Source organism: Acidobacteriota bacterium (assembly GCA_028875725.1).
Classification (GTDB): Bacteria; Acidobacteriota; Thermoanaerobaculia; order Multivoradales; family Multivoraceae; genus Multivorans.
In genome coordinates this window covers 361,945-379,097 of sequence record JAPPCR010000006.1, presented here as the reverse complement: position 1 = coordinate 379,097, position 17,153 = coordinate 361,945, and the positions used below count along the sequence as shown (strand labels likewise).

17 protein-coding genes are annotated in these 17,153 nt (G+C 68.4%); 4 read left to right on the top strand and 13 right to left on the bottom strand.

The window, feature by feature from the left end; genetic code table 11:
• Positions 1-17 precede the first annotated feature (17 nt).
• A complete protein-coding gene (locus tag OXI49_03535) occupies positions 18-641 on the bottom strand; it encodes a protein-L-isoaspartate(D-aspartate) O-methyltransferase (protein MDE2689559.1) in 624 nt (207 codons plus the stop codon).
• 55 nt (positions 642-696) lie between these two features.
• Here OXI49_03535 and OXI49_03530 point away from each other — a divergent pair, with 55 nt between their 5' ends.
• Positions 697-2,037 carry an MFS transporter gene (locus OXI49_03530; GenBank protein ID MDE2689558.1) on the top strand — a complete coding sequence of 447 codons (1,341 nt, stop codon included), beginning with the start codon at positions 697-699 and terminating at the stop codon, positions 2,035-2,037.
• 22 nt (positions 2,038-2,059) lie between these two features.
• On the opposite strand, the gene OXI49_03525 is transcribed toward OXI49_03530, so the two are convergent.
• The 7 genes from OXI49_03525 to OXI49_03495 form a co-directional block, all read right to left on the bottom strand.
• A complete protein-coding gene (locus OXI49_03525) occupies positions 2,060-3,061 on the bottom strand; it encodes a pyridoxal-phosphate dependent enzyme (GenBank protein ID MDE2689557.1) in 1,002 nt (333 codons plus the stop codon).
• Positions 3,062-3,128: 67 nt separating this feature from the next.
• Complete coding sequence (locus OXI49_03520) at positions 3,129-3,287, bottom strand: hypothetical protein (protein ID MDE2689556.1); 159 nt, start codon at positions 3,285-3,287, stop codon at positions 3,129-3,131.
• Positions 3,288-3,435: 148 nt separating this feature from the next.
• Complete coding sequence (locus OXI49_03515; GenBank protein MDE2689555.1) at positions 3,436-4,281, bottom strand: ABC transporter permease; 846 nt, start codon at positions 4,279-4,281, stop codon at positions 3,436-3,438.
• A complete protein-coding gene (locus tag OXI49_03510; GenBank protein MDE2689554.1) occupies positions 4,281-5,558 on the bottom strand; it encodes an ABC transporter permease in 1,278 nt (425 codons plus the stop codon). Before OXI49_03510 ends, OXI49_03515 begins: the two co-directional genes overlap by 1 nt.
• 17 nt (positions 5,559-5,575) lie before the next feature.
• Positions 5,576-6,670: an ABC transporter substrate-binding protein gene (locus OXI49_03505; protein ID MDE2689553.1), complete on the bottom strand. Its 1,095-nt coding sequence runs from the start codon at positions 6,668-6,670 to the stop codon at positions 5,576-5,578.
• Positions 6,671-6,690: 20 nt separating this feature from the next.
• Positions 6,691-7,806, bottom strand: a complete 1,116-nt coding sequence (locus OXI49_03500; GenBank protein ID MDE2689552.1) for an ABC transporter substrate-binding protein — start codon at positions 7,804-7,806, stop codon at positions 6,691-6,693.
• Positions 7,803-8,945, bottom strand: a complete 1,143-nt coding sequence (locus OXI49_03495) for an ABC transporter ATP-binding protein (GenBank protein ID MDE2689551.1) — start codon at positions 8,943-8,945, stop codon at positions 7,803-7,805. The genes OXI49_03500 and OXI49_03495 overlap by 4 nt, the downstream gene beginning before the upstream one ends.
• A 49-nt stretch (positions 8,946-8,994) precedes the next feature.
• On the opposite strand from OXI49_03495, the gene boxC reads away from it, so the two are divergent.
• Genes boxC through OXI49_03480 form a run of 3 tightly spaced genes read left to right on the top strand, consistent with a single transcriptional unit; the run spans position 8,995 to position 13,285 of the window.
• Positions 8,995-10,707 (top strand): 2,3-epoxybenzoyl-CoA dihydrolase, encoded by a 1,713-nt coding sequence (gene boxC / locus OXI49_03490; protein ID MDE2689550.1) that lies wholly within the window; start codon positions 8,995-8,997, stop codon positions 10,705-10,707.
• An 11-nt stretch (positions 10,708-10,718) separates the two neighbouring features.
• On the top strand, positions 10,719-12,182 hold the full coding sequence (gene boxB, locus OXI49_03485; GenBank protein ID MDE2689549.1) for a benzoyl-CoA 2,3-epoxidase subunit BoxB: 1,464 nt from the start codon (positions 10,719-10,721) through the stop codon (positions 12,180-12,182).
• The gene (locus OXI49_03480; protein MDE2689548.1) at positions 12,158-13,285 is read left to right on the top strand and encodes a DUF1295 domain-containing protein; all 1,128 of its coding nucleotides are present in this window, start codon (positions 12,158-12,160) and stop codon (positions 13,283-13,285) included. The genes boxB and OXI49_03480 overlap by 25 nt, the downstream gene beginning before the upstream one ends.
• 9 nt (positions 13,286-13,294) lie before the next feature.
• On the opposite strand, the gene pdxH is transcribed toward OXI49_03480, so the two are convergent.
• The 5 genes from pdxH to OXI49_03455 form a co-directional block, all read right to left on the bottom strand.
• The gene (gene pdxH, locus OXI49_03475) at positions 13,295-13,876 is read right to left on the bottom strand and encodes a pyridoxamine 5'-phosphate oxidase (protein ID MDE2689547.1); all 582 of its coding nucleotides are present in this window, start codon (positions 13,874-13,876) and stop codon (positions 13,295-13,297) included.
• Between the two features lie 92 nt (positions 13,877-13,968).
• On the bottom strand, positions 13,969-15,003 hold the full coding sequence (locus OXI49_03470; GenBank protein ID MDE2689546.1) for an LLM class flavin-dependent oxidoreductase: 1,035 nt from the start codon (positions 15,001-15,003) through the stop codon (positions 13,969-13,971).
• Positions 15,004-15,077: 74 nt separating this feature from the next.
• Entirely contained in the window at positions 15,078-15,389 is a 312-nt protein-coding gene (locus OXI49_03465; protein MDE2689545.1) for a hypothetical protein, read from the bottom strand.
• Between the two features lie 15 nt (positions 15,390-15,404).
• Positions 15,405-16,265: a hypothetical protein gene (locus OXI49_03460; GenBank protein MDE2689544.1), complete on the bottom strand. Its 861-nt coding sequence runs from the start codon at positions 16,263-16,265 to the stop codon at positions 15,405-15,407.
• Between the two features lie 20 nt (positions 16,266-16,285).
• Positions 16,286-17,149: a hypothetical protein gene (locus OXI49_03455; protein ID MDE2689543.1), complete on the bottom strand. Its 864-nt coding sequence runs from the start codon at positions 17,147-17,149 to the stop codon at positions 16,286-16,288.
• Between the last annotated feature and the right edge of the window lie 4 nt (positions 17,150-17,153).

The following is a 17,153-nucleotide window of genomic DNA, read 5'->3' as shown; positions in this document are numbered from 1 at the left end:
TGCCGCGGTCGCAGCCGCTAGCGACTTCGCGTCAGCGGCACGAAGCGCACCGGGATCACGCGGGTCCGCTCCACCGATCCGTCCGCCTGCTTCTCCAGCACCTGGAGTTCCTGGCGGCCGCCATCGGGCCCCACGGGTAGCACCAGCCGGCCGCCTGTCGCCAACTGATCGACCAGGGGCTGCGGGACGTGGTCCGGCGCCGCCGTGACGACGATCGCGTCGAACGGCGCCTCCTCGGGCCACCCCAGGTAGCCGTCGCCGATCCGGGTCGTCACGTTCTCGTACCCGGCCGCGTCCAGCGCCGCCGCCGCCCGTAGCCCGAGTGGCTCCACGATCTCGATCGTGTAGACGTGATCGACGATCTCGGCCAGCACCGCGGCCTGGTAGCCCGAGCCGGTGCCGATCTCGAGCACCCTGTCTTCCGGGTCCGGTTCGGCGAGCTCCGTCATCAGCGCCACGATGTAGGGCTGGGAAATCGTCTGTTGCCAACCGATCCCGAGCGGCGAGTCGCGGTAGGCCCACTCGCGGATCTCCTCCGGCACGAACAGGTGGCGTTCGACCTTCCCCATCGCGTCGATCACGCTCACGTCGAGCACCGGCGGCCGGCCGTCGCGGGGTTCGGAGATCGTGTCGCGCACCATCTGCCGGCGGAGCGCCGCGAAGTCGACCCGCTCCTGGGCAGAAACCGTACAACTCGTGGCGCCCACCGCGGCCGTCGCGGCGACACCGACCCACAGGCCCCGCGCCGCGCGCCGCCAAAGGGCCGCGTGTAGCCTTCGCCATCCCGTCCGACCGCCAACCGAGGTAGTCGTCATCGCTTCCCCCCCAACTCCGCCCAACCGTCTCTGGAACCGACCGGGCCTGCAAGCGTACATGGGGACACTCGCCTGCTCGAGTTCCGGCCTGGGCATGTACCAGCTCCTGCTGCCCTGGCTGCTGATCAGCGCGCTTTCCCTGCCGGCCAGCCAGGTCGGCCCGCTGCAGGCGGCCGTCGGCCTTCCCGGCGTGATCATCATGCTCTGGGGCGGCGCCAGCGCCGACCGCACGGACGCCCGGACAACGCTGACACGGGTGTTCGGTGCAGCGGCCCTCGTACCCCTCGCGCTGATTCTTGTACTCGAACTCGGAGAGCTCAGCGTCTGGACCGTAACCGCGTGGGGCCTCGGAATCAGCGCCGCGCTGTCGTTCTCCGGACCGGCCCAGCAGTCCGTGCTGAGCCGCATCGCGGGCCGGGATCTGCAGCGGGCGGTGACCGCGTCCACGGCCATCACGATGTTCACCACGATGATCGGGATCGGCGCCGCCGGTCAACTCGACCGCATCGGTCTGCGGCAGGTCTTGCTGGTTCAGTGCCTGTGCCTGGTCGTAGCGGCGCTGTGGATCCGGCGAATCGGCTCGCACGAGTCCGCCAACGACGGGCCCACCGCGCCCGCCCGGCGCCAGATCCGCGAGGGCTTCCGCGCCTCCTACCTCCAGCGTCCGGTCTTCGACGCGATGACGGTCAACTTCGTCTCCAGCATCTTCAACGCCGGTGGCTTCCTGACCGTCTTTCCCTTCATCGTCCGGGATGTCTACGACGGCGACGCGGAATTGCTCTCGTTGCTCATGATCGTCTTCTTCGCCGGCGCGGTCGTCTCGAACCTGATCATGCTCCGGTTCATGCCGTTCCGGAAGCCTGGCCGCTGGTTCGTCCTGTTCCAGCTCTCTCGGGTCGTCGTCCTGTTTCTCATCTGGGTCGAACCGGCCTGGTGGCTGGTCGTCACCGCGGTCATCGCCTGGGGCCTCAACATGGGCGTCACGACCACCCTGGCCCGCGCCATCGTCCAGGAGGCCGCCGAACCGCTTTCCCGCGGCCGCGTCATGGCCGTCTTCGGCATCGGTCTGCTGGGCGCCCCACTGATCGGCGCCGTCATCCTCGGCTGGATCGTCGAGGTGTACGGCGCCTTGGCCGGTCTGGTCCCCGGCATGGCGGCTTCGGTGGTCCTGTTCGTCTACAGCATGGCCGCCACGGGGCTGTGGCGGTATCGCTCGACCTGACGCCGTGACGCGCGAGCGCTGATCAGGAACGAAGTCGACCCCCGCCGAGCTCGCAGTATCGATCGTACGTATCCCGGTCGATGTTCGACCCGCAGAAGATCAACCCCACACGCGCGCCCGAAAGCTCCCCGGCGAGACCCGGCAGGGAAGCGGTGGTGGCGGCGCAGGCCGGCTCCACGGCGAGCTTCAGTTCCCGGAAGATGAGCCCCATGGCCTGAGCCAACTCGCGGTCGGTGACCAGGGCGAGGCGATCCACGTTGCTTCTGCAGAGCGTGAAGGGCAGCCGTTCGGTCATGGGCGGCGCCAGACTGTCCGCGATGGTGTCCACGGCTTCGAGGCGCTCCGGTCTGCCGGACCGGAAGCTCCTGTGCATGGCGTCGGCGCCCACGGGTTCCACGCCGACCACGAGGCACTCGGGGTTCAATCGCTTCGTGATCGCCGACACGCCCCCGGCCAGACCGCCGCCGCCGATGGCGACGATGAGCACGTCGAGGTCCCCCAGTTGCCGATGCATCTCAAGACCGAGCGTCGCCGCGCCGAGGGCCGTCGCCACGCCGTCGAATGGATGGATCGTCGCCCGGCCCTCCGCGGCAGCGATCGCGGCCACCATCTCGAATCCGCTCGGGCCATCCTCCGCCATCAGGACCTCGGCGCCAAGCGCCCTGGCCAGGTCGACGCGCGCCGGATTGGCCGATCGCTGCATGACGACCTTCGCGCTGGTCCCAGCCGCCTTCGCCGCATACGCCACGGCGACCGCGTGATTGCCCGCGCTCATGGCCGTTACGCCGGCCCGCTTCCGTTCGGCGCTCAATCGCAGAACGTTCGACAGCGCTCCTCGCGCCTTGAACGTACCGGAGCGCTGAAAGAGCTCCAGCTTGGCGTGGACACGGCTGCCCCCCGGCAGGATCGCCCGCATCTCGGGGCCCGACCACTCGACGACCGGCGTTTCAACGATGTGAGGAGCGATCAGCGCAAGCGTCTCTTCGACTGCCTCCAGCGTGATGCCATGGTCGTCGGCGCTCACCACCCTGGACTCTACCGACGGGAGCAGGCGAGCCGGACAACCTCTGCGTCGTCGTCGACGACGACGATCAGTCGTCGCTGGTTAGCGGCGGGAAATGCACCTCAGGCACCGACCTCGTTGCGACCGAGCCGTTAGCCGCCTCCCCGGCTACCAGGACCATGAAGTAGCAGACGGAGAAGAGCGTGAAGACGCCGGCAGCCCACACGACGACCCGAGCGAATGCCAAGGGGCGTGCCGCTGAGCGGTCCGCCAGGCGCCGCCTGAGCACCGCCCCCAACGGGCGGTCCAGTTGAATCCGGCCGCTGACGGGCCCATGCCCGCGCCCCTGGTCGTCGATTCTCTTTCGAGTAACCAGGGATCGCCAGATCTTCACTTCAACCGGCCCTCTGCCCCCCAGGCGCTCCCCTTCGCCGCAACCACTCCACCGTGCTCAACGCCAGCAGCGCGAAGACGATCAGGAACGTGGCGACGGCCAGGATCGTCGGACTGATCTCCTCGCGGATGCCGGACCACATCTGGCGCGGAAGGGTGCGCTGCTCCAGGCCGCCCATGAACAGGACGATGACGAGTTCGTCGAAGGACGCCGCGAAGGCGAACAGGGAGCCCGAGATGACGCCCGGCAGGATGAGCGGCAACTGCACCCGGCGGAAGGCGACGAGGGGGTTCGCGCCCAGGTTGGCGGCCGCGCGCATGACTGTCCAGTCGAAGCCGGCCAGGGTCGCGCTGACCGTGATCACGACGAAGGGCGCGCCGAACACGGCGTGCGCGAGGATGATCCCGATGTGGGTCTGCGCCAGGCCGAGGTTCGAGTAGAAGAAGAACATGCCGACGCCGGCGATGATCACCGGCGTGATCATCGGTGAGATGAGGAGCGCCGTGACGATCTTGCGGCCCGGCATCGCCGGATGGGCGAGGCCCAGCGCCGCGGCCGCCCCGAGCACGGTGGCGACGACGGTCGCCGAGATGCCGATGATCAGGCTGTTGGCGAGCGGGCGCGTCCACTCGTCGCCGTCGAACATGCTGCGATACCAGCGGAGCGAGTAGGCCTCCGGGTCGAACCGCAGCATGCCCTCCGTGAACGTGAAGTAGGGCTCGGCGTTGAAGCTGAGCGGCACCAGGACGAGGATCGGCGCGATCAGGAAGACGAAAGCGGCGACGCAGAACGCGAGGTAGCCCCAGCGGGCGACCCGGTAGCCGGGGCTGACTGCCGTGGCCGCCATCATCCGAGCCCGATCCGGTCGATGCCGACCAGGCGGTCGTAGACCACGTAGAGCAGCGTCACGCCGCCCAGCAGCAGGGCCGCAAGCGCCGCCGCCAGACCCCAGTTGAGCGAGGTCTGGACGTGGTAGGCGATCATGTTCGAGATCAGCTGTCCGCTCTGGCCGCCGACCAGAGCCGGAGTGATGTAGTAGCCGATCGCCAGAATGAAGGTGAGCAGGCAGCCGGCGCCGACACCCGGCAGCGTCTGCGGCCAGTAGACGCGGCGCAGCGCCTGGAACGGCGTCGCCCCCAGCGACACCGCGGCGTTCATATAGGCCGGCGGGATGGCCCGCATCACCGAGTAGAGGGGCAGCACGAGGAACGGCAGCAGTACGTGCGTCATCGCGACGAACGTGCCCGTCATGTTGTAGATCATCGCGATCCGACCGTCGTCGCCGATCAGCCCGATCGCGACCAGGAAGTCGTTCACGATGCCCTGGTTCTGGAGCAGCACGATCCACGAGGTGGTCCGTACGAGGAGCGAGGTCCAGAACGGCAGCAGGACGAGCAGCAGCAGGACGTTGGCGCGCTTCGGCGGCGAGTTGGCGATCATGTGCGCCACCGGATAGCCGATGACCAGACACAGCAGGGTGACGCCCAGACTGACCAGGAACGTCCGCCAGAACAGCGGCACGTAGATCCGCCACACCTCCGGCGCCCGCTGGTAGCCGCCATCCGGACCGCGCTCGAAGTCGAGAGCCTTTAGGTAGTGGCGCGCCGTCAGCCGCTGGCCGGCGGCCTGAAGCGCGCGCCAGTGCTCGGGTTCGCCCCAACGCGAGTCGATGCCGATCATCGTCTCCCGCCAGAACGCGCCGTCCATCTCCACCCCGGCCGCTTCCGCAGCCGCGGCCGCATCGACCATCTCCCGCGAACCACCCATGATCGTGCTGCGCATGCCGCTCACGACGCGGTTCACGCGGTTCGCCGTGCGCCCGAGGGTGCGCTCCTGCCGTGCCGCTACGAACTCGCGGGCGACGGCTGCGAACGCCTCATCCGACGGAGTGCCCTGGCCGTCCCAGTCGCGCAGCGCGGCCATTGTCTCAGGCAGCGCGTCGGCGACCTCGGGATCGTAGAAGCTCTTCGTCAGCAGGCTGAGCATGGGGCCGAGGAACGTCACGGTGACGAACGCGACGAGCGGCAGGGCGAGACCGGCTGCCCGCAGTCGAGGCCCGAGCGCCCGGCGCCACAGCGGCCGCGCAGGCGGCTGGCTGACGCTTGGAGATTCCTGGGACGTCACGGCTCGAGCCCTCAGCCTCAGCGCGCCAGCCAGGCGGTGAAGCGCTCCAGCATCTCATCGCCGTGGTCCGCCCACCATTGCCAGTCGGTCATCAGGTAGTTCTTCATGTTCGCCGGGTTCGTCGGCATGTGCGGCCACATCTCCGTGCCCGTTTCGAAGTGCCGGTCGATCAGGGCTTCCGCCGAGTAGCGCGCCGGACTGTAGGCGATGTAGCGGCCGACTCCCGCCATCGACTCGGAGCGGGCTGCATGCTGGACGAATCGGATCGCGTCGTCGAGCCGCGGCGTACCCGCGACGATCGCGAGCTGACCCCGGTTCAGGACCTGGCCGTCCCACACGATGACGAAGGGCTGCCCCTCGAGTACCTGGGCATTGAAGATGCGCCCGTTCGCGGCCATCGTCATCAGCACCTCGCCGTCCGCGAGCAACTGCGGCGCCTGGGCGGACGTGTCCCACGACACGACCTCGTCCTTGATCGTGTCCAGCTTCCGGAACACGCGCTCGAGACCCTCGGGCGTACTCAGCACGTCGTACAGACGGTCCTTGGGGACCCCGTCCGCCATCAACGCCATCTCCAGAATTGCCTCCGGCGACCGCCTCACGCCACGCCGCCCGGGAAACCGTTCCAGGTCGAAGAAGTCGGCGAGCCGGGTCGGCGGCGGTCCCGTCAGGACCTCCCGGTTGTACGCGAAGATCGAGGAGAACAGCAGGTTGCCCACGCCGCACTCCGTGTTCATCTCGGGAAGAAAGTCATCCTCCGGCAGCTCGCCGCCAGGGCCCGCCGGCAGGATCGAGGGATCGATCAACTCCAGGACGCCTTCGTCGCAACCGCTGACCGTCTCGGCCACGGAGAGATCGACGACGTCCCAGTGGACCGCGCCCGCTTCCACCTGCGCCCGGACCTGGGCCAGTCCACCCTGGAAGTCGGCGAGGTCGACCTGAACGCCGGTCGCTTCCGTGAAGGACTCGTGGTACCCCCTCACGACTGCGCGGGCGTAGGAGCCTCCGTAGGAAACGGCAGTGATCGAGCGCTCACCCGCCTCGCTGCCCGGCGCCGAACCCGGAGGCGAGTCCGCGGCCAGCCGGCAGCCGGCGACCAGGACGACGCTCACGACGATTACGCCCGAACTCCTCATCGCGCCAGCCAGGCCGCGAACCGCTCCTGCATCTCGTCCCTGTGGTCGGCCCACCACTCCCAGTCGCTCATCAGGAAGTTCTTCATGTTCGCGGGGTTCGTCGGCATGTGCGGCCACATGTCCGTGCCCGTCTCCGCGTGCCGGTCGATCAGCGCCTGGCCGGAACGACGGGCCGGGCTGTAGGCGATGTACTTCCCCACGCCCGCCATCGACTCGGCGCGGGCGGCGTGGCGCATGAAGCGCAGCGCGCCCTGAAGGTTCGGAGTGCCGGCCACGACGACGAGCTGGCCCCGGTCCATGATCTGTCCGTCCCAGACGATGACGAAGGGCTGACTCTCCAGGACCTGTGCGTTGAAGATCCGCCCGTTCCATGCCGTGCTCATGATGACCTCGCCGTCGGCGAGGAGCTGCGGCGGTTGCGCGCCGGCCTCCCACCACACGACCTCGTCCTTGATCGTGTCCAGCTTCTCGAACGCGCGATCGAGACCCTTCGCCGTGCCGAGCAACTCGTAGATCCGTTCCTTCGGCACGCCGTCGGCCATCAGCGCGAACTCCAGGTTCGCCTCCGGCTTACGCTGCATCCCCCGGCGACCGGGGAAGCGTTCCAGGTCGAAGAAGTCGGCGATCGTGGTCGGCGCGGGACCCGGCAGGGTCTCCGCGTTGTAGGCGTAGATCGTGGAGTAGAGCAGCGTGCCCACGCCACACTCCGTGTTCGTCTCGGGCAGAAAGTCGTCCGCCGCCGCCTCGCCGTTCGGACCCGGCGGCAGCAGCTCGGGCTCGATCAGCTCCAGGACACCCTCGTCGCAACCGGTCACGGTATCGGCGACGCCCAGGTCGACGACGTCCCAGTGAACCGCGCCAGCCTCGACCTGGGCGCGGATCTGCGCGAGACCGCCGTTGTAGTCCTCCAGGTTGACCTGGATGCCGGTCTCGGCGGTGAAGGACTCGTGGTAGCCGAGAACGCAGGCGCGGGCGTACGAACCGCCGAACGAGACGACGGTGATCGCGCCTTCGTTCGTGTCCGGACCCGAAGAGTCGAGTTCCGGCCCATCTCCCGCCTCCGGCGCGCAGCCGGCCAGCAGCGCGGCGACCGCGACGGCGGCCGCCCTCACCACTCTTCTTCGCCTTCCGCCAGTTCCTCGGGCACCAGCGCCCGGCAGTCGAGCGCCGCCCAACCGACACGCACTGTGTCGCCCGGCAGCACGGCGCCGTGACCCACGACGTTCGGTATCTTCGCGATGAAGTCGGAGGCGCCGCCGACCGTCATGTGCAGGCGCAGATGGTCACCGAGAAAGATCATGTCGTCGATCCGGGTCTCGACTTCGTTCCGGTAGCGGCCGTCCGGCGGAGCCACCGCGACGCGCTCGGGCCGGATGACGACTGTGGTTCGAGTCCCCGGAGGGCACAGACCCAGGCTCATCGCCCGGATCAACTGGCCGCCGATGTCAACTTCGCAGACGCCGTCTTCGTCGCTGACCACAACGCCGTCGAGCCGGTTGTTCTCACCGATGAAGCGCGCCACGAAGGCGCGTTCCGGCTCTTCGTACAGGACTTCCGGCGACGCCGCCTGCTCGATCTCGCCATTGTGGAACACGGCCACCCGGTCGGACAGCGTCATCGCCTCCTGCTGGTCGTGCGTCACGTAGACGACTGTTACGCCCAGGGAGGAGTGGATACGCCTGATCTCGTACTGCATCTCCTCGCGCAGGCGGCGGTCGAGGGCGCCCAGCGGCTCGTCCATCAGGACGAGTTCCGGTTCGAAGACCAGCGCCCGGGCAATTGCCACGCGCTGCTGCTGGCCGCCCGAGAGGTGCGCCGGCCGCCGGTCCTCCAGCCCCTCCAGTTGGACCAGGCTAAGCGCCCTCTTGACCCGCTCCCGCCGCAGGGCCGGCTCGACGCCTCGCACCTCGAGCGGAAAGGCCAGGTTGCCGCCCACCGTCATGTGGGGAAACAGGGCGTAGTTCTGGAACACCATCCCGATTCCGCGCTTGTGCGGCGGAAGATCCTGGATCGGCCGGCCGGCTATCCGGATCGATCCCGCGGTCGGCGCCTCGAAACCTGCGAGCATCATCAGGCAGGTCGTCTTGCCCGAGCCGGAAGGCCCCAGCAGGGTCAGAAACTCGCCCCGCTCCACCGCGAGATCGAGCCCTCTCACGACCAGGTTCTGGCCGTCGTAGCTCTTGTCGACGCCCTCGAACTCGACGTGCGGGACGCGGTTCTCGCCGCGATCGTCAGGGGTCGGGACGCTCACGAGCGGTGACTATACTCACCAACCGGAACAAGGCTCCCCTACCAACCAGATGTCCAAGCAGGCCACCGCGGACGGACCTTCCGGGCACCAGGCCGCCGGAACCGTCGGCGAAGAGCCGCTCAACTTCCGCACTCACCCCGACCGCTACCGGCACTGGCAGCTCAGGATCGAACCGCCGCTCGCCTTCCTGACCCTGGAGGTCGACGAGCAGGCGGGGCTCCGGCCCGGCTACCAGCTCAAGCAGAACTCCTACGACCTGGGTGTCGACTTCGAGCTCTACGACGCCACACAACGACTGCGGTTCGAGCATCCGGAGGTCCACGCCGTCGTGCTCCGCTCGGACCGCGACCGCATCTTCTGCGCCGGCGCCAACATCGGCATGCTCGGCTCCTCCTCGCACCAGTTGAAGGTGAACTTCTGCAAGTTCACGAACGAGACCCGCCTGGCGATCGAAGACGCCTGCCAGCACTCCGGCCAGCGCTACCTGTGTGCGGTTCGCGGCACGGCCGCGGGCGGCGGCTACGAGCTGGCCCTCGCCTGCGATCGCATTCTCCTCGCCGACGACGGCAGTTCGGCCGTCTCGCTCCCTGAAGTGCCGCTCCTGGGAGTGCTTCCCGGCACCGGCGGACTGACCCGGCTCCTCGACAAGCGCCGCGTCCGCCGCGACCGGGCCGACCTGTTCTGCACCCTGGAGGAAGGCGTCAAGGGTCGGCGCGCCGTGGACTGGAACCTGGTCGACGAACTGTTGCCGCGATCCTCCTTCGACGACGGCGCGAAGGCGCGGGCACTGGAGCTCGCCGCCTCGAGCGACCGTCCCGCTGCAACCGGAGGCGCGGACTGGCTTGAGGCCGAACCGAAGCTGGAAGCGGACTCGATCGTCTACACAGCGCTCCGCATCGACTTCGACCGCGCGCTCGGCGCCGCCCGCCTGACCGTGCTCGGTCCGACCGAACCGCCGCCGGCCGATGCGCCGGAAGCACTGGCCCGGAGCGCCGCCTTCTGGCCTCTCGTCCTGGCTCGGGAACTGGACGACGCCCTGCTCCACCTGCGCCTGAACGAGACCCGGATCGGGCAGCTCGTCATCGAGTCCGAAGGCGACCTGGGCGCGGTGGCCGCCTTCGACGCGTTCCTCTACCGCGAACGCGCCCACTGGTTCCCGCGCGAGGTGCTGCTGTACTGGAAACGGGTGCTCAAGCGCCTCGACCTGACCGCGCGCAGCGTGTTCACGCTGATCACGCCGGGAAGCTGCTTCGCGGGTCTGCTGCTCGAACTCGCCCTGGCCGCGGACCGCTCGTACATGTTCGAGGGCGAGAGCGAAGATGGCGCGCCTGGGCCCTCCATCGAGCTCGGCGAACTGAACTTCGGCCTGTTCCCCACGCCGAACGGGCTCTCCCGCCTCGAGACGCGGTTCCTCGGCGAGGAGGACGCGACGAAGCGCCTTCGTGAACTCGTCGGCGTCCCTCTCGAAGCCGAAGATGCCGAAGCAGCCGGCCTGGTCACCGAGATCCTGGACGACCTGGACTGGGAGGACGAGGTGCGCATCGCGCTCGAGGAGCGGGCCAGCTTCTCGCCCGACGCGCTGACCGCGCTGGAGGCCAACCTCCGCTTCCCCGGTCCCGAAACCCTCGAGAGCAAGATCTTCGGGCGTCTCAGCGCCTGGCAGAACTGGATCTTCCAGCGGCCCAACGCGGTCGGCGACGAAGGCGCGCTCCGGCTCTACGGCACCGGCCGCCGACCACGTTTCGACAGCGAACGCATCTGACGGAGCACACCATGTCCAAGCTCGACAGCACCGTCGACTACGACGTCCTGATCCCGAACAACGTCGCCCTGGCGTCGGACGCCCGCGTCCGCCGCGGCCTGGAACGCTGGCACCCCGGCTACATCGACTGGTGGATGGACATGGGGCCTGACGGCTTCCAGACGTCCGACGTCTATCTCCGCACCGCGGTACGAGTCGAGTCGAAGGGCGCGGACAAGTGGGCCGTCTTCGACTACGTGAAGATGCCCGACTACCGCTGGGGCATCCTGCTCGCACCGCAGGACCCGGACCGGAAGATCCCCTTCGGCCGCCACGTCGGCGAGGCCGCGTGGCAGGAGGTTCCGGGGGAGTACCGGGCCATGCTCCGGCGCCTGATCGTCATCCAGGGCGACACCGAACCGGCCTCCGTCGAGCAGCAGCGCTTCCTGGGCAAGACCGCTCCCTCGCTCTACGACATGCGCAACCTGTTCCAGGTCAACGTCGAGGAGGGTCGCCACCTCTGGGCAATGGTCTACCTGCTCCAGAAGTACTTCGGCCGCGACGGCCGGGAGGAGGCAGGCGAGCTGCTGCGCCGCCGCTCGGGCTCCGACGACGCCCCGCGAATGCTCGGCGCCTTCAACGAGGAGACGCCCGACTGGCTCTCCTTCTTCCTTTTCACCTTCTTCACCGATCGCGACGGCAGGATGCAGCTCGAATCCCTGGCGCAGTCGGGCTTCGACCCGCTGTCTCGCACCTGCCGCTTCATGCTGACGGAGGAGGCGTTCCACATGTTCGTCGGCGAGACCGGCGTGACCCGCATCGTTCAGCGGACGTGCGAGGCGATGGCGGCCGCCGGCATGGACGACCCCAGCGACGTCGAGGCGGTGCGGGCGCTCGGTGTGATCGACCTGCCGACGATCCAGAAGAAAGTGAACCTCCACTACTCCCTGACACTCGACCTGTTCGGCTCCGAACTGTCCACGAACTCCGCCAACTTCTTCAACGCCGGGCTCAAGGGCCGCTTTCGCGAGCATCGGCTTGAGGACGATCACCGGCTGCACGAAGCGACGTACGGCATCCCGGAACCGGCGAACGGCAGCTGGCAGATCGTGCAGCACCCGGCCCTGAACGCGCTCAACGCACGCCTGCGCGACGACTTCACCGGCGACTGCAGCCTCGGCGTTGGCCGCTGGAACAAGACGATTCGGCAGACAGGACTCGACTTCGAGATCGCCCTGCCCCACGTGGCCTTCCACCGGCAGATCGGCGTCTACCGCGACCTGCACACCACGCCGGCGGGCCGGATCGTCTCGGAAGACGAATGGACCCGGCGCCGGCACGAGTGGCTGCCCGACGACTCCGACCGCGCCTTCATCGAATCGCTGATGAAGCCCGAGTTCCGGCCCGGCCGCTACGCCTCCTGGATCGCGGAGCCGAGGATCCGGATCAACCACAAGCCCGGCGACTTCGAGTGGGTCAAGCTGGCCGAGGCCTAGGCGAGGTCCATCTCCTGGACCTGACCGGCTATCCCGGTTTCCTCACGCCCTGGCTCGTCTGTGCCGTCATCCTCGGTCTCAGCGTCGTGCTGCCCGCCCGCCGGGTCACGGGCTACGTCCGCGGCGAGCGGACCGGTGAGCTTCTCCGGTACCGCCTGAACGGGCTACTGGTCTTCGCCGTCACGATCGGCCTGTGGCTCCTGGCCGGCACCAGCGGCGTGATGCCCTGGGACTGGCTGTGGACCCATCGCTGGAGCGGCGCCGCGGGGGCCCTGGCGCTCGGCATCGCCGCTTCGGCGGCGGTCGTCCTGACGGCGCCGGGCCGCGGCGGTTCCGTCCTGAAGGAGTTCTACCTCGGCAGGCGCGCCAACCCCCGCCTGCTCGGTGGCCGCGTCGACGCAAAGATGTTCCTCTACGTCTTCGGCGCCACCCTGCTCGAGCTGAACCTGCTCTCGTTCGCCGTCCACCACTACTCGACGTACCCCGAGGATCCGTCGCCCGGCGTCGTCCTCTACGTCGCGCTCTTCACATGGTTCATCTGCGACTACCTGTTCTTCGAGCGGGTTCACCTCTACACCTACGACCTGTTCGCCGAGCGGGTCGGTTTCAAGCTCGTCTGGGGCTGCCTGTTCTTCTACCCGTACTGCTACGGAGTCGGGCTATGGGCCGCCGCCGGCCTGCCCAATCCCCGCGCCCCCGCCTGGCTGCTCGTTCTGGCCGCTCTCGTCTTCTTCGCCGGCTGGTCGCTGGCGCGGGGCGCGAACATGCAGAAGTTCCACTTCAAGCTCAGTCCCGAACGGACGTTCCTCGGCCGCTTTCGGCCCGAAGCCATCTCGGACGGTGAGCGGCGCGTCCTGTGCAGCGGCTTCTGGGGCGTCTCGCGCCACGTCAACTATCTCGGCGAGATCCTGATGGCGACCGGGCTTGCCCTGAGCCTCGGCCACCCGGCGCTCGTGGCTCCCTGGCTCTATCCGCTGTACTACGTCCTCCTGCTCGTGCCACGGGAGCGCGACGACGACCGCCGCTGCGCCGCGAAGTACGGCCCGCTCTGGGACGAGTACCGGCGGCGGGTGCCCTGGCGCATCGTGCCACGGGTGTACTGAGAACCAGCGCTACGGGTACAGCAGGCCCATCCGCCACTCGTCGCCGTCCCGCTCGTAGAACGTCCGGTCGTGGAGCCGGTGCTCCCGGGCTACCCAGAACTCGAAACGCCGGGGCACGACCCGCAGCCCCGTCCAGTGCAGCGGGCGCGGCACGTCGCCGCCCGCAAACCGCTCGGTAACCTGCTCGAAGTCGGCAAGGAGCTGCTCGCGGCTCGCGAGCGGCCTGCTCTGCTGCGAAGCCCAGGCGCCCAGTTGGCTGTTCCGGTCGCGGGTCCTGAAGTAGGCATCGGCCTCGGCATCGCTGACCCGCTCGGCACGGCCGAAGATGCACACCTGCTCCTTCGGTTCGCGCCAGAAGAAGTTCAGGCTGACGTCCGGCCGCGCCAGGATCTCCCGGCCCTTGCGGCTCTCGAGGTTCGTATAGAAGACGAAGCCCTCGCGGTCGAAGTGCTTCAGCAACACGACCCGGGACGACGGACGACCCTCCTCGTCGGCGCTGGAGAGGACCATCGCGTTCGGCTCGGTCAGGCCCGTGGCCAAGGCGTGCTCGAAGACGTGCCGAAAGCGAGCGAAGGGATCCTGAGCAGTCACGGCCGTACTCTGACCGATGCAGCGATGCGCGCCCTCCGCAAGGCGCGCTCGAACAGGACGCGGAAACGGTCGAAGGGATCGGTGACGGCCACTCAGATCCGAGGCAGAACCTCGTCCGTGAAGAGCACGAACGAACTGTGACTGAGCGGCGCGCACAGCAGATAGTCGAGGAACATCTCCTCCTTCAGACGCGCGATCTCGTCAACCAGTTCGTCCGGCGTGCCGTACAGGATGACACCGTCGAGGTATCGAGCGACCGCAGTCGCCTCCTCGCCGGCCTGACTGAAGGGTCGTGCGGCCAGCTCAGGGCGCTCGAGGTTGCGCCGCGTATCGGTCGCGACCGCCCGCGTACCCTTCTGCCTGTGGGACCTGACCGTCCACAGCGCGCCGCGCCTGGCGATCTCCTCCGCTTCGGCCCGCGTCGGCGCGCAGGCGATGAGGCGCGCCATCGGGATCTCCCGGCCCTCGATCGAGTGGCCATGCTGCTCCAGGATCTCCCGGTACAGCTCGCGCTTCTCGGCGATCCGGCTATGCGCCGAGTGAGGGTCAAGCATGATCGAGAAGCCGTTCTGAGCCGCCCAGGTCATCGACTCCGGCGACGAGGAAGCCAGCCACACCGGCGGATGCGGCTTCTGTGCCGGCTTGGGTAGCACCTCGACACCCTGGCATTGGAAGTGCTCTCCCTCGAAAGTGAGCTGTTCGTTCGTCCATGCGCCGACCACCGCCTGCACGTGTTCCCGAAAAACCGGGTAGCTGTAGCGCGGGTCGACGCCGAAAGCCCTGAACTCCCCCTCCGCAAAGCCGCGGCCGACGCCCCAGTTGACCCGGCCGCCGGAGAGCACGTCGAGCAGCGCTACCTCCTCCGCCAGGCGCAGGGGGTTGTAGAAGGGCGCCAGCGAAACACCCGTGCCGATCCTCAGGTTCTTGGTGCGCGCGGCGACCTCGATCCCCATCATGTGGATCGACGGACAGATGCTGAAGGAGCTGAAGTGGTGCTCCGCCAGCCACACCGCGTCGTACCCGGTCTGGTCCATGATGTCGATGCGCTGGAACGCCCGCCGGTAGACCTCTTCCAGGGGAATCCGCCGGTCAGGCCACGAGAAGAACTGGAGCACCGCGGTCTTCATCGGCGCGCTACTTTCTCACAGATCAAGGGGCCTCGCCGAAGGCCGACAAGAGTCGAATCTACTCGGCCGCCAGCTCAGCCACGCCTGTCCTTGAAGACATAGGACACTCCCTCTTCGGCGAAGGCGCGGCAGGCCTTGTCCTTGAACTCGACCGCCTTGTCCCATTCCTCGATGTCGTAGTAGTCGCGCTCGGCAACCACCCGGATCTCGCGCACCGTGCGCTCGTCGAGGCCGAGCCGCTCGGCGATTTCGCGGTCCGACAGCCCGCGGCGCCGCTTCTCGCCCGGCAGATGCTCGTGGATGTCGACCTGGATCGAGTTCGACAGCTCCAGGATCTCCTCCCGGTGGCGGCGGTAGGTCTCGGGATCGACAAAGAAGAAAGCCATCGTCACACCTCGCGTCTACGCCTTGTCCCTGAAGTCGGCGCCCACGGGACAGACCCGCATGCACTCCCAGCACTGGCCCTGGCTCTGCGCGGCGTAGGTCATCGACCACAGCGTCTTCGTGAAGTGGCTCGAATAGAGCACCATCTTGCGCGCCTCCGGGTCGTCCTGGTCGAGGGCGAGTTCGAGCCCCTTCTGGAAGCCGGGAATCCAGTGCGTGTAGACCCGGGAGGTGCAGCGCGCCGCGTCGTACCGGCGCTCCACCAACCGGCCGTTCTCGATCCGCCCGTCGAGGCAGCCCCCGTCGCCGAGCGGGCAGACCCTGGTGCAGGGCGTCTCGCCCTCGGTCTCCCACATCTCGACGCAGACGGGGGCCGGGCAGGCCGGCTCGGCCGGCGGCGGCGTGACCGGGAAGGGGTAGGTCGTGATGATCGCGGAGTAGAACAGCAGGCCGTACTCCGGGTGCAGCACCGGCCCGGCCAGGCTGCGGGACCCGCAACCCGCGAGTTCGGCGGCCAACGCCACGCTCAGAAACGGGCGATTCCCCTTGCGCACGCCCGGCGGCACGAACAGCGCGTAGTAGCCGAACTCCGCCTCGATGAACTTCGCCGTCTTGAGGCCGAGGGAGTTGATCCGGTCGCTGGTGCCCATCGTCTCCAGGTGCTCGTGAACGGGACTCGCCCAATCGGCCGCTCTCGGCGGACTGCCGCCGACGACCACGACCCGGCGCGCCCCTGGCAGCAGATCGCCGGGGCGGAAGCCCTCGGGCGCCTCGTCGAAGGCGTCGGCATCGGCGACGCCCCAGGCCAGCGCGCCGCCGCGCTCGACCATCGTGGCCACGCGGTCGCGGGCAGCCGCGGCCTCATCGGCGGTCGGCATCCCCATTACGCGCGAAACGGTCACTGCAGCCGCCTCTCGTGCATTCCGACCGGACACACGCGCATGCACTCGAAGCACTGCGCCACGCTCTCCTTGTAGTACGAGAGCGACGACAGAGACTGGCTGAAGAAGTCGGAGTAGATCATCGACTTGCGCCGCTCCCGGTCGTCCTCCGTGGTGATCTGGACCAGGGACTTCTGGATTGAGCCGATACCGAAGTTCATCGACCGCGACGTGCAGCGCTCGCGGTCGTAGTACGAGTAGCTGATCCTGCCGTCCTCGTCGAGCGCGCCGTCGAGGCAGCCGCCCTCGTCCTTCGGGCAGGAGGCGAGGCACGGCGTGGTTCCCAGCTTCTCGTACATCTGGATGCAGGGCTTCGACGGGCAGACGTCCTCCTCCAGCGGGTGGTCCGGCTCGAGGTCCAGCGTCGTGACCAGGGCGGCGTAGTACAGCAGGCCGTAGCGCGGGTGCAGGATGATGTTGGCCGCCAGCGAGCGGGTGCCCAGCCCCGCGAGCACGGCGGCCAGCATCATGCTCATCGGCGGGTTGTGCCCGGCCGTGGGCAGCGACGGCGCCTGCAGCGCCCGATGGCCATGCTCGCGCTCGATGTAGTCGCACATCACGTGGACCGCGACGTTCTCGCGGAAGTCGTAGCCCGTGATCTCCATCACCCGGTGATCGGGACTGCGCCAGGCGCCCGCCGTCGGCCCCTGGTTGCCCGCCACGACAACGCTCTTCGCACCCGGAAGGACGTCCTCCGGCCGGTGCCCCTCAGGCACGAACTCGTTGAAGGCGCTGGAGGCAGCGACGCCGACGACGAGGGCCCCGGCACCGGCGCCGACGTCGCGCACTGCCGCCGTTCGCTGCTGTCGGGCGTCCGCCATCAGG

What these genes read in the sequence shown, in the direction of transcription:
- OXI49_03535 (MDE2689559.1), bottom strand. Translation starts at nt 641, where the DNA reads ATGGTGCGCGACACGATCTCCGAACCCCGCGACGGCCGGCCGCCGGTG.
- OXI49_03515 (MDE2689555.1), bottom strand. Translation starts at nt 4,281, where the DNA reads ATGGCGGCCACGGCAGTCAGCCCCGGCTACCGGGTCGCCCGCTGGGGC.
- boxC (MDE2689550.1), top strand. Translation starts at nt 8,995, where the DNA reads ATGTCCAAGCAGGCCACCGCGGACGGACCTTCCGGGCACCAGGCCGCC.
- boxB (MDE2689549.1), top strand. Translation starts at nt 10,719, where the DNA reads ATGTCCAAGCTCGACAGCACCGTCGACTACGACGTCCTGATCCCGAAC.
- OXI49_03470 (MDE2689546.1), bottom strand. Translation starts at nt 15,003, where the DNA reads ATGAAGACCGCGGTGCTCCAGTTCTTCTCGTGGCCTGACCGGCGGATT.
- OXI49_03465 (MDE2689545.1), bottom strand. Translation starts at nt 15,389, where the DNA reads ATGGCTTTCTTCTTTGTCGATCCCGAGACCTACCGCCGCCACCGGGAG.
- OXI49_03460 (MDE2689544.1), bottom strand. Translation starts at nt 16,265, where the DNA reads ATGCCGACCGCCGATGAGGCCGCGGCTGCCCGCGACCGCGTGGCCACG.
- OXI49_03455 (MDE2689543.1), bottom strand. Translation starts at nt 17,149, where the DNA reads ATGGCGGACGCCCGACAGCAGCGAACGGCGGCAGTGCGCGACGTCGGC.